This is a genomic window from Lysobacter yananisis (assembly GCF_031199375.1).
In the GTDB taxonomy this organism is placed as follows: Bacteria; Pseudomonadota; Gammaproteobacteria; order Xanthomonadales; family Xanthomonadaceae; genus Lysobacter; species Lysobacter yananisis.
The window spans coordinates 1905734-1917180 of the sequence record NZ_CP133568.1 but is presented as its reverse complement, the minus strand read 5'-3'; the positions used below and the strand labels follow the sequence as shown (position 1 = coordinate 1917180).

The 11447-nt window shown below is 71.2% G+C and carries 8 protein-coding genes and 1 pseudogene; 3 read left to right on the top strand and 6 right to left on the bottom strand.

Annotated features, from left to right (window positions below):
* Positions 1-4: 4 nt before the first annotated feature.
* Positions 5-133, top strand: a pseudogene (locus RDV84_RS26025) (DUF6053 domain-containing protein); the annotation flags it as partial.
* Between the two features lie 49 nt (positions 134-182).
* Here the strand turns inward: RDV84_RS26025 and RDV84_RS08125 are convergent.
* Both RDV84_RS08125 and RDV84_RS08120 read right to left on the bottom strand, forming a co-directional pair.
* Complete coding sequence (locus RDV84_RS08125) at positions 183-1271, bottom strand: FecR family protein (RefSeq protein ID WP_309153026.1); 1089 nt, start codon at positions 1269-1271, stop codon at positions 183-185.
* On the bottom strand, positions 1249-1875 hold the full coding sequence (locus RDV84_RS08120) for an RNA polymerase sigma factor (RefSeq protein WP_309153025.1): 627 nt from the start codon (positions 1873-1875) through the stop codon (positions 1249-1251). Before RDV84_RS08120 ends, RDV84_RS08125 begins: the two co-directional genes overlap by 23 nt.
* A 131-nt stretch (positions 1876-2006) precedes the next feature.
* Between RDV84_RS08120 and RDV84_RS08115 the strand changes: the two genes are divergently transcribed.
* Complete coding sequence (locus tag RDV84_RS08115) at positions 2007-3152, top strand: cyanophycinase (protein WP_309153024.1); 1146 nt, start codon at positions 2007-2009, stop codon at positions 3150-3152.
* Positions 3130-4206 (top strand): isoaspartyl peptidase/L-asparaginase family protein, encoded by a 1077-nt coding sequence (locus tag RDV84_RS08110; protein ID WP_309153023.1) that lies wholly within the window; start codon positions 3130-3132, stop codon positions 4204-4206. The genes RDV84_RS08115 and RDV84_RS08110 overlap by 23 nt, the downstream gene beginning before the upstream one ends.
* Positions 4207-4400: 194 nt before the next feature.
* Here RDV84_RS08110 and RDV84_RS08105 read toward each other — a convergent pair whose 3' ends face one another.
* From RDV84_RS08105 to RDV84_RS08090, 4 genes are all read right to left on the bottom strand, one after another.
* Positions 4401-7055 carry a LysM peptidoglycan-binding domain-containing protein gene (locus RDV84_RS08105; protein ID WP_309153022.1) on the bottom strand — a complete coding sequence of 885 codons (2655 nt, stop codon included), beginning with the start codon at positions 7053-7055 and terminating at the stop codon, positions 4401-4403.
* A gap of 458 nt (positions 7056-7513) precedes the next feature.
* On the bottom strand, positions 7514-8347 hold the full coding sequence (locus RDV84_RS08100) for a DNA alkylation repair protein (RefSeq protein WP_309153021.1): 834 nt from the start codon (positions 8345-8347) through the stop codon (positions 7514-7516).
* A gap of 298 nt (positions 8348-8645) precedes the next feature.
* Positions 8646-9608 carry a TerC family protein gene (locus RDV84_RS08095; protein ID WP_057949527.1) on the bottom strand — a complete coding sequence of 321 codons (963 nt, stop codon included), beginning with the start codon at positions 9606-9608 and terminating at the stop codon, positions 8646-8648.
* Positions 9609-9969: 361 nt separating this feature from the next.
* On the bottom strand, positions 9970-11415 hold the full coding sequence (locus RDV84_RS08090; protein WP_309153020.1) for an alpha-L-fucosidase: 1446 nt from the start codon (positions 11413-11415) through the stop codon (positions 9970-9972).
* Positions 11416-11447 lie beyond the last annotated feature (32 nt).

Genomic DNA, 11447 nt, shown 5'->3' with positions numbered 1-11447 from the left:
GCTTTTGTGGGAGGGCCTTCAGGCCCGAAGCTTTTCGCTCCGACGCAGCGATCCGGCCGGAGGCACCGGGCCATCAGGCATGAGGCTTTCGGGTCGGTCGGCCGCGACCCGGCGCAACAGCGTCGGGCCTGAAGGCCCTCCCAAGATGTCCGGTCCACGACTGCGGCCGACCCGGGCCGCCCTCAGCGGCTGTGCAGCACGATCCGGTCCGGCAGCCGCTCCGCCCGCACCGGCATCGCCTGTTCCAGCAGGCCGACGAACATCTCCGCGTTCGACCAGCGGAAATTCCCGCCGACGCGCAACTCGCCCGCGGCGGTGTCGGCGATCACCAGCTTGCGCGCGCTGTAGCGGTTGAATTCGGCCGCGGCCTGCGCCAACGGGGTGTCGCGGAACACCAGGAAGCCGTGGCGCCAATCGACATAGCGCTCGGCCTCCTCGACCGCCACGCTGCGCACCAGCACGCCGTTCGGCCCGGCCAGGGCGATGCTGCCGGCCGGCAGCAGCGTGGTCGGCTGCGGGTGGCCGCCGACCGGTTCGGATTCCAGCCGCACCGTGCCCTCGGTGACCACCACGCGCAGGTCGGCGCCGTCGCGGCGGACCGAGAAATGGGTGCCCACGGCGACCACCCGGCGCGCGCCGGCTTCGACCGCGAACGGCCGGCCCGGGTCCTTGGCCACGTCGAAGAAGGCCTCGCCCTGGGCCAGCTCGACCCGGCGCCGCGCGCCCGACAGCGCCACCTCGATCCGGCTGTCGCTGCTGAGGGTCGCGCGCGAGCCGTCGGCGAGCGCCACTTCGTCGGTCGCGCCCAAGGCGGTGCGGTAACTGGCGCGCTCGGTCGCGCCGTAATGCAGCCAGCCCCAGCCCAGCCCGACCGCCAGAACGGCGACCGCGGCGGCGGCGGCGGCGAAGGGCCCGCGCGACGCCCGCACCGGCTCGCGCCGCGGCTGGAACGTCAGCGCATCGGCGCGCGGCGGCGGCGGCGCGACGCGGTCGCGATCCTCGCCCGCGTCAGCACTCGTAAACGGCGCGCGCGGCGGCGCGACCTCGTCCCACGCGGCGCGCGCGGGCACGCCGTCTTCGCCGGCGGCCAGCGCCTGCAAGCGCCCGGCCTGCCGCCATGCCGCCTGCAGGCGCACGAACGCGACCCGGTGCGCGGTCGCGCGCGCCAGCCAGGCCTCGAGTTCGGCCTGCGCGGCGGCCGGCCAATCGCCGCTGTCGCGACGGGCCAGCCACTGCGCGGCGATTTGTTCAATCTCCCTGCTTCCTGCCATGTCCGTCCTGTCCGTGCGTGCCTTCGTCCGTCGCGGACGGGTGCGCCGCCTCGCGCCACGCCCGGCCTTGCGCACCCGCCCCGTCCGCCTGCGCCTCGCCGCCGAAATAGTGCTCGGCCAGCAGGCGCATGCCCTTGGCGATCTGCTTCTCCACGGTCTTCTCGGTGATGCCCATGCGCTGCGCCACCTGTTTCTGCGGCAGTTCCTCGACCCGGCGCAGCCACACCGCCTCGCGGCAGCGCTGCGGCAGGCGGTCGAAGGCCTCGGCCAGGCGGCGCAGGTTCTGGCGCGCGCCGAGCCGGCGCTCGGGCGAGCACTCGTCTATTAGGACGTTCAAGGACTCGAAATCACCCACCGGCTCGATCGACACCACCCGGCCGCGGCGCAGCCGGTCGGTCATCAGGTGGCGCGCGGTGGCGAACAGGAACGGCTTGGGCTGGTGCGGGCGGGCCTTGCCGGCCGCCTCGTAGACGCGCACATAGACTTCCTGGCGCAGGTCGTGGATCTCGTCCGGATGCGGCCACACCCGGCGCAGGTACTGCACCAGCGCCGCCTCGTGCACCAGGATGTCGGCGGCGAACCACGCGTCCAGATCGGTGTCCATGCGCGGACATTAGCCCAGCCCCGCGCGCGGCGCACCACTCGGGCGTCGGCCGCGCGCGCGGCGATCGTCGATGGGGGATCGCGCCGCCCTGCTTCGTCGTGATGTACAGATCCCGATTCGGAGAGCGTGCGATGCGCAGTTCGTCGATGTGGTCCCTGTCCGCGTTGCGGCGCAAGACGCTGGCGGGGCTGTGGCTGGCCGCGGGGCTGGCCTGCGCGACGCTGGGCGCGTACGCGCAGGCGCCCGCCGGCGGCGCCGACCCCGCGCAACGCGACGGCTATCGCTATTACGAAATCGGCCGCCTCGACGCGCCGCGCCCGCAGCCGACCCGCGCCGGGCTGATGCTGGTCGGCGGCGGCGACTGGCCGCGCGAGGCCTTCGCCTGGATGGTCGAGCGCGCCGGTCACGGCCGCATCGTGATCCTGCGCGCGTCCGGCACGGTCGAGGCGCAGAACGAATTCTTCGACGACATCGGCGGCATCACCGGCGCGCAGACCCTGGTGTTCCAGGACCGCCGCGCCGCCAGCGACCCGCAGGTGCTCGACATCGTCCGCCAGGCCGACGGCATCTTCATCGCCGGCGGCGACCAATCGCGCTACGTGCGTTTCTGGAAGGACACGCCGCTGGCGCGCGCGCTCGACGCGCACGTGCGCGCGGGCAAGCCGATCGGCGGCACCAGCGCCGGGCTGGCGATCCTCGGCGCGTACGCCTACGGCGCGATGGACGGCGGCAGCGTGGTCTCGCAGACCGCGCTCGACGATCCGGCCGGGCCGAAGCTGACCATGGTCGACGACTTCCTGCACCTGCCGTACCTGCACAACGTCGTCACCGACAGCCACTTCGGCAAGCGCCAGCGCCTGGGCCGGCTGATCGCGTTCCTGGCGCGGCTGTCGAAGGAACACGGCCGCCACGATCTGGTCGGCCTGGGCGTGGACGAATACACCGCGCTGTGCATCGACGCGCACGGCGAAGGCAGCGTGTTCAGCGGCAACGGCGGCAAGGTCTGGCTGGTCAAGCCGCGCCAGCCGGCGCGGGTGTTCGCCCAGGGCGAGCCGCTGAGCCAGCGCGCGGTGCCGGTGATCGGCATCGGCGAAGGCAGCGCCTTGCGCATGCGCGATTTCAAGGTCGAGCGGCCGGCATTCGTCGAGCTTTATGATGTCGAATCCGGGCAGCTGATCCTGCGCGAGGACCCCGTCGACGGCGACGCCGCGCGCGAGGGCCTGCGGCTGCCGAACCTGTCCTATGGAGCCGATGATGACGAACTGGTTGCGCCGTAACCTGCACCTCGATCTGCGTGGCGCCTGCTGCGCCGCCTTGCTGGGATCAGTGGCGCTCGCGCCGGCCGCATGGGCCGCGGATGCGGCCAAGCCCGCCTCGCCCAAGCCCGTGCTGGTGATCCACGGCGGCGCCGGCGTCGAGCGCGCCGGCCTCAGCGAGCAGGACCAGAAAGACGCGCGCGCGGCGCTGGAAAACGCGTTGCGCGCCGGCCACGCCGCGCTCGCCGCCGGCAAGCCGGCGCTGGACGCGGTGACCGCGGCGATCGTGGTGTTGGAAGACGCGCCGATGTTCAACGCCGGGCGCGGCGCGGTGTTCACCCACGACGGCAAGAACGAACTCGATTCGGCGGTGATGGACGGCGCCAGCGGCCGCGCCGGCGCGGTCGCCGGCGTGCACCGGGTCAAGAACCCGGTGACCCTGGCGCGCGCGGTGATGGAGAAGTCCAAACACGTGATGCTGGTCGGCGACGGCGCCGAGGTCTTCGCCAAGGAAGCCGGCGTGACCCTGGTCGATCCGTCGTACTTCCGCACCGAGAAGCGCTGGCAGCAGCTGCAGAAGGCGCTCAAGGAAGAGGCGTCCGGCCAGGCCCACGAGGACATCGAGACCGCCAAGCACTTCGGCACCGTCGGCGCGGTCGCGCTCGACGCCCAGGGCCGCCTCGCCGCCGGCACCTCCACCGGCGGCATGACCAACAAGCGCTACGGCCGCGTCGGCGATTCGCCGATCATCGGCGCCGGCACCTACGCCGACGCGCGCTGCGCGGTGTCGGGCACCGGCTGGGGCGAGTACTACATCCGCGCGGTGGCCGCGCACGAGATCTGCGCGCGCATGCGCTACGCCGGCCAGAGCGTGCGCGAAGCCGCCGAGGGCGTGATCGACCGCGACATCCCCGCCGCCGGCGGCGACGGCGGCGCGATCGTGCTCGGCGCCAACGGCGACTTCGCCCTGCCGTTCAACACCGAAGGCATGTACCGCGGCTGGATCGGCGCCGACGGCGTACCGCACGTCGCGCTGTTCAAGGACGAGAAGCTGGCCGAGCCGGCGGTGCGCTGAGCCGCGACACCGCGGATACGTCGCGACCGGCTACCCCGCGGTCGCGGCTCGCGCCGCTCCTACAGGGAGCATCCGCCGCTTGCATCGCAGCGGGAAAAACTCACGGCACGCCCCGACACAGCCGCAATCCCCCCCTGTAGGAGCGGCGCAAGCCGCGACCGCGACGCCGCAACTACGACGCAGCCACTACAGCCTCAGCGATTGGCCATCCGCAACTGGTTGACCATCACCTGCAGCTTGTCGCGCGGCATCTGGTTGATGTAGTCGATCGCCGCCTGCCCTTCCAGCGGGCGGCCGGCGCCGATGCGGTCGTCGCGCGCGGCCTGCATGATCAACGGCACCGTCGGGATCGACAGGTAGTATTCGTCCTCGCCCTGGTCGCTGAGCACCGCCGCGGCGTCGGCGTCGAAGCCGGCGTTCTGCAGGAACTTCATCGAGCCCTCGACCTTGCCCTGCTTGTCGCGGTAATCGCCGAGCGCGGACTGGCCGAACACCGACACGCCGATCATCACCGAGCCGACCAGCGCGCCGACCGGGCCGGTCGACACCGCCATGATCACGGTGCCGGTCGCGCCCAGGCCGTACAGGCCGGCTTCCACGCCCTTGAGCGGACGGTCGGACAGCAGCGCGTCGACCAGCTTGGCCACGTCGCCCACCGCCGACACCACGCCCAGCACCTTGTTGACGTTCTCGAAGCGCTTGAGCCCGCTTTCCAGCGCTTCCATCGCCGCCGGCGAGTTGCGGTCCACCGCCTGCGCGGCGGGGTTGGTCAGCAGGTCGCGCGCGTCCTTGACCAGGCCGGCCGCGTCGCCGAACGCGGCGATCTGGTTGGCCCAGGTCGGATCGGAGATGGCGTCGGCGGTGGACTTGCCGAAGGCCAGGCCGGCCGCGGCCACGCCGAGCGCGCGGAAGGTGATGCCGGCCGGCTGCTTGGCGCCGAAGCCCTCGATGCCCTGCAGTTCGGTGTGGAACTTGTTGAGCTGGGTCGCCATCGCCTGGGTATCGCCGGCGGGCACGTCCAGCAGTTTCTCCAGTTCGCCGATCGCGCGGCGGTACTGTTCGGCATCGGCGCCGAGCGCGCCGGAGTACTGCCGGCTCATCGCCTCCAGCCGGGTCTTGCCGTCGGCGACGCTGGCCGGGTTGTCCGGATCGACGCCGGCGAACACGCTCATCGCGTTCTGGTTGATCGCCTGGCTGGCGAGCCGCTTCAGGTACTCGGCGCCTTCCTTGGAGACCTTGGTCGCGTCGAACAGCGCCGCGGTCGAATCGGCGTTCTCGCCGACCAGGAAGCGGTCGTCGCTGCCGGCGGCCAGGCCGAAGGCCTGCAGGGTGTCGTCGTCGTTGGCGATGGACTTGATCGTGTCCATCAACTCCGGGTTGGTCGCCTTCACCTGCGCCGGCAGCGCGTTCAGGCCGCCCAGCGTTTCCTGCAGCAGGCGCCCGTCGGCGGCCAGGTCCTTCTCCAGTTTCTGGTACTTGCTCAACCAGTCCGGATCGTCCTTGCCCTTGGCGGCAAGGTAGTCGTTGACCGCCTTGTTCAACTTGTCCGGCGGCAGGCCTTCGGAGTACTTCAGCAAGCGCGCCAGCTCGCCCATCATCTCCTTGTACTGGCCGAGGTTGCCCTCGATGCGCTGCTGCAGCAGCTCCGCGCCGTGGCTCACGCCGCGCAGGAACACGCCGGCCAGTTCGTTCTCGCCCTTGCCCTGCAGCTGCCTGGCCATCTCCAGCGCCAGTCCGGGACCGACGCCGTCGCGTATCGCATTGGAAATGTTCTCGGAGAACGGATAGCCCTGCCCGCGCCAGTCGCCGGAATGGCCGACGTAGCTGGCGGCGAGGTCCGAACGCAGGCGCGGGCCGTCGCCGGTGTCGCCGAGCGATTCGTACACCCGGGCCATGTTGGCGTAGGACGTCGCTTCGCCGAACTTGTTGCCGCCGGCGTACATCGGCTTGACCTCGGTGATGCGCAGCACCGTGTCGAGGTTCTGGGTGACCACGGCCTGCGCCAGCGCCGGCGGCAAGCCGTCGGTCAGTTCGGCCAGGCGCCGCGAGGCTTCGTTGGCCGGGGCCATCAGCGCCTTGGGATCGCCGCCGGAATCCACGCCCTTGAACGGCTCGGCCACGTACGGTTCGATCTTCTCGTTGATCAGCTTGCCCAGCTCGATGCTGGTCGACAGCCGCTGCTGCGCTTCGGGCGAGATCTTCGACCACTGGTCCTTGAGGATGGCGACCACCGACTTGGGATCGCCGGCGTTGGCGACCATCACCGTTAACTCGACTTCGTGGTCGACGCGGATGTCCTTGCTCACCGCCTCGATGCCGGCGCGCGCGGCCGGATCGTCGGCGTAGCGCTCGGCGATGCTGCGGCCGTAGCCGTCGATGGTCTTGGCGTCGTACACCGCGCCGGTCGGGCGGGCGTCGAATTCGGCCTGGTAGCGCGACTGCATCTCGGCCTTGACCGCGGCCTTGAGCTCGGCGCGGGTTTCCGGCGTGGAATGGGCGGCATCGGCCTGGACCGCGGTGTCCACGCGCTGCACTTCCGGCGACTTGTCCGTCTTGTCCGTCGCCTGCTGGGTGTAGGCGACGGTCTGAACCTGGGCGCCGTCGTGCTCGGCCGGCGGCAGCGCGATCTCGGTGTCCGGGTACAGCGCTTCCCAGTTGAGCACCTGCGGGTTGGCGTCCTTGATCTGCTGTTCGAAGGTCTCCTGCGGCACCGTGCCGCGGTATTGCGCGGCGATCTGCGGCAGGGTTTCGTCGCGGGCGATGGTGTGCACCGGCGGCAGCGGCTTGGGCTGCGTGGCCAGCTGTTGGACGGTGCGCGCGACCGAATCGATGAGGCTGAAGAGGGACATGGCGGGGGCCTTGGGATTCAACCCGCAGACCGTAGCACCGGGGCCGCCGTGGCGATGCCTGGGGGCGGCCCCAGGGGGCGGGAAATGCGGGCGGAAACTGTCCTCGACGACCGGCATCCAGCAGCGTTGCGCGCGGCGGCGCGACCGCAGTTCGCAAGACCGGCACAACGCGCGCGCAGTGCGTATGTTCAGCCACGATCGGGCCCTGCAGCAGCGGCGCAAGCTGCGAACGCGACACCGCAGGACGACGCGACCAGCCACCCGCGGCGCGGCTCGGGCCGCTCCTGCAGAGGGCCCACAACTTACGGCGACGCTGCAATTTCCCCTGTAGGAGCTGCGCAAGCTGCGACCGCGACACCGCAGGGACGACGCAACCGGCTACCCTGCGGTCGCGGCTCGCGCCGCTCCTACAGGGCGCTATCGCAACTTCCGTCGTCGATGCCGTTGCGCCCCGGGGGTCAGGCCTTGCGTGCCAGCCGGCGCGCAGTGGCCGGGCCGTTGAGTTCGCGCAGCGCGTCCTTGCCGTTCCAGCGCGAGCTCGGGTCGGCGGATGCGGCCAGATGGGTCGCGCTGCGCAAGGCCGCCGCATGCAGCGCGGCGTTGCGCTTGCCGATCGAGCGCAGCGCCCAGTTCACGGCTTTCCTGACGAAGTTGCGCGCGTCGCCGGCATGCGCTTCGACCAAGTCCAGGCCGCGCAGGAACGGTTCGTCGCCGGCGCTCTTGTCGTGCACGCTCTTGCTCGCCAGCAGCGCGAACGCGGCGCGGCGCACGAACTCGTCCTCGCGCCGCGCCCATTGCTCGATCTTGCGCCAGGCCAGCGGGCTGCGGTCGAACAGGGCGAAACAGACGGTGTCGCACACCGCCCAGTTGTCGAAGTCGCGCGCCCAGCGGTCCATCTGCGCGGCGGTGACCGCGGCCGGGTCGTCGAGGTAGGCGGCGAGCAGGCGCGCTTCGTACCAGCCGCTGTCCCACAGCGCCGCGGCGAGCGCGCGGTCGCGGCCCAGGCGCTTGGCCACGGCCTGGACCTGGGCCATCGGCACGCCGAAGGCGCGCTCGCTCGGGATCGCGAAGCGCGCCATGCCGTCGCGGTGACGCGCGTCGGCGGCGGCGCGCAGGGCGTGCAGCGCCTGCTCCAAACGCGCCGGCAGCGGTTGCGCGGCGAACGCGGCCTGCGCGGCCTTGCGCGCGGCCACGGTGGTCTTGCCGTCGGCGCGTGCGGTTGTTCGCGAACGGTTCGGCGCCGATATCGCCGCGGAGGTCTGGGTGGCGATCTTCGCCGCGGCCTTCGGCACGGATCGCTTGGTCGCGGCTTTCTTCGCCACCGCCTTGCCCGCGGCGGGCTTCTTCAGCGCAGGCTTGTTCGCAGCAGATTCGTTCGCAACACCGCGTCGCGGCCCGCGCTTCGACGCCGGCGTCTTCGCGCCCGCGGCGTCCGCCGGCGCGGTCGCGGCGCGGGCGGACGTTCGGGCGGTCGCGTTCTTGGCCATGGCGGCGCCTCGGATCGGCGCGGCCGCCAACGAAAAGGGCCGCGACGCCAATGTACCCATCGGCGCCGCGGCCCGCTATCGGCTCAGGACTGGACTGAATGCCTCAGTGCCCGCCCGCCTCCGGCTTCGGCGGCCGCACCAGGCTCAGCACTACCGAGGTGCCGATGATCGCCGCCACACCCAGCAGCGAGACCAGGATCGGGATCTTGTAGATATCGATCAGCAGCATCTTGGCGCCGATGAACACCAGCACCGTCGCCAGCCCGTACGGCAGCAGGTGGAAGCGGTCGGCCATGCCCTGCAGCAGGAAGAACATCGCGCGCAGGCCCAGCACCGCGAACACGTTCGAGGTCAGCACGATGAACGGATCGGCGGTGATGGCGAAGATCGCCGGGATCGAGTCGACCGCGAAGATCACGTCGGTCACGCCGATCAGCGCGATCACCGCGAACAGCGGGGTGAACCAGCGCTTGCCGTCGCGCACGATCGACAGCTTGCTGTCGTGGTAGTCGTCGGTCAGGCGCAGGTGGCCGCGCATCCACTTGAGTACCGGGTTCTGCTCCAGGTCCGGACTCTTGCCCGCGGCCATCAGCATCTTGATGCCGGTGAACACCAGGAACGCGCCGAACACGTACAGCACCCAGTGGAACTTCGCCAACAGCAGCGCGCCGGCGAAGATCAGCACCGAGCGCAGCACGATCGCGCCGAGGATGCCGATCACCAGCACGCGCTGGCGCTGCTCCTCGGGCACGGCGAAGTAAGTGAACAGCATCAGGAACACGAAGATGTTGTCGACCGCGAGCGACTTCTCGACGAGGTAGCCGGTCAGGAACTCCAGGCCGATCCGGTTGCCCACCTCGGCGCCGGACTCGCGGCTCACGTACCACCACAGCGCGGCGTTGAACACCAGCGCCAGGGCGATCCAGCCCACGCTCCACCACGCCGCTTCCTTGAACGTGACCTTGTGCGGCCCGCCGTGGCGCATCAGCACCAGATCGACGAGCAGCGCGACGACGACGAAGGCGGCGAACGCGCCCCACAGCATCGGACTGCCGATGGTTTCCATTTGACTCTCCCGCAAGACGTTGGGGGCGCAAGCGCGCCGGTTTCGAGGCCGCAGGCCACGAAGCGTCGTCCGGAGGGAATTCGGGAGACATGCCTTCGCCGCTGCGGCGAAGGTCTTGCTCGCATCCGGCCGACCGATCGGCGGTCCGGACACCTGTCGCACCGGGGCGGTGAGCCCGTAGTGACGGCGACGACAGCGGGAGCTACTCCCCTTCTGGCGGGGAAGATACCACGCTTGCCGCTGAACTGCCGTTCAGGCTCGGCATTCGTGGGAGGGCCTTCAGGCCCGATGCCTTCCGATCAGATCATCCCAAGCTGAGACGAGAGCATCGGGCCTGAAGGCCCTCCCACAAGAACCCCGCTCACGCGCCGCGGTAGACGGCCACCGTCGCGATCCGCGGCAGATCGTAGGCGTGCTCGATCACCAGCCGCAGCCGCCGCGCCCGCACCGGGTCGAACCGCTCCAGGCGCTTGCAGCCGATGGTCGTGCCCCAGGCCACGGTCTTCCAGCCGCCGTCGCGCCAGGCTTCGAAACGGTGGTTGGCGACGTGCTGGCCTTCGGCGACGGCTTCCTGCAGGCACAGCAGGTCGAACTCGATCTGTTCGCCCGACTCGAACTCCAGCCAGGCCTCGCCCGCGTCGGCGCGCCAGTACGAATCCGCGTCGCCGTCGAGCACGCGCGCGGGCGCCGCGCCGCCGCTGGCGCGCACGCGCGCGCCGGCCAGAAGGTTGCCGCCGGCGAACAGCGCCGCGCGCTTGCGGCCGAACTCGGCGAGGCGGGCGACGTCGGTGTCGTGGAAGCGCCCCGCGCGCGTCGGCGGCACGTTGAGCAGCAGCTTGCTGTTGCGTCCGACCGAACTGCAGTACAGGTCGATGAGGTTGTCGGCGCTGCGCACCTTGGCATCCTCGGCCGCGTGCCAGAACCAGCCGGGCCGGATCGACACGTCGGTTTCGCCCGGCCGCCAAGCGCTGCCGTGCGGGTCGCCCTGCTGCAGCGCCTCGCCGACCCACGGCCGGTCGAAGCCCGGATACGGCACCCGCGCCGGATCCACCGTCGCCCAGCAGGTGCTGCCGGCGACGCCGCGCTCGTTGCCGATCCAGCGCACGTCCGGGCCGGCGTCGGAGAAGATCACCGCATCGGGCTGCAGCGCGCGCACGGTGCGGTGGATGCGCGCCCAGTCGTAGGCCTGGCGCCGCCCGTTCGGGCCTTCGCCGTTGGCGCCGTCGAACCACACCTCGACCACCGGGCCATAGTCCGTCAACAGCTCGGTGAGTTGGGCGATGTAGAAATCGTCGTAGGCGCGGCCGCTGCCGTAGCGCGGCTCGTGCCGGTCCCAGGGCGAGAGATAGAAGCCCACGCCGAGGCCCTCGCCGCGGCAGGCCTCGACGAACTCGCGCACCACGTCGCCGCGGCCGTCGCGCCACGGGCTGCTGCGCACGCTGTGCGCGGTGGTCGCGGTCGGCCACAGGCAGAAACCGTCGTGGTGCTTGGCGGTGAGGATCAGGCTGCGGAAGCCGCCGGCCTTGGCCGCGCGCGCCCATTGCCGCGCGTCCAGATCGGTCGGCTCGAACGCGCGCGGATCTTCGTCGCCCTCGCCCCACTCGCGATCGGTGTAGGTGTTGACGGTGTAGTGCACGAACAGCGCGAGCTCCTCGCGCTGCCACGCCAGTTGCTGCGGCGTGGGCCGCGGGCGCGCGCCGTTCGGCGTCGCGGCGGCGGGCGCAGTCGCGGCGGACGCATCCAACGCGAGCGCGGACGCGGAAAGCGCGCAGGCGGAACTGGCGAGCAGGAAACGGCGACGGTCCATGGCGATGCGAAGGCGGCGGCGATCGCGGCAGT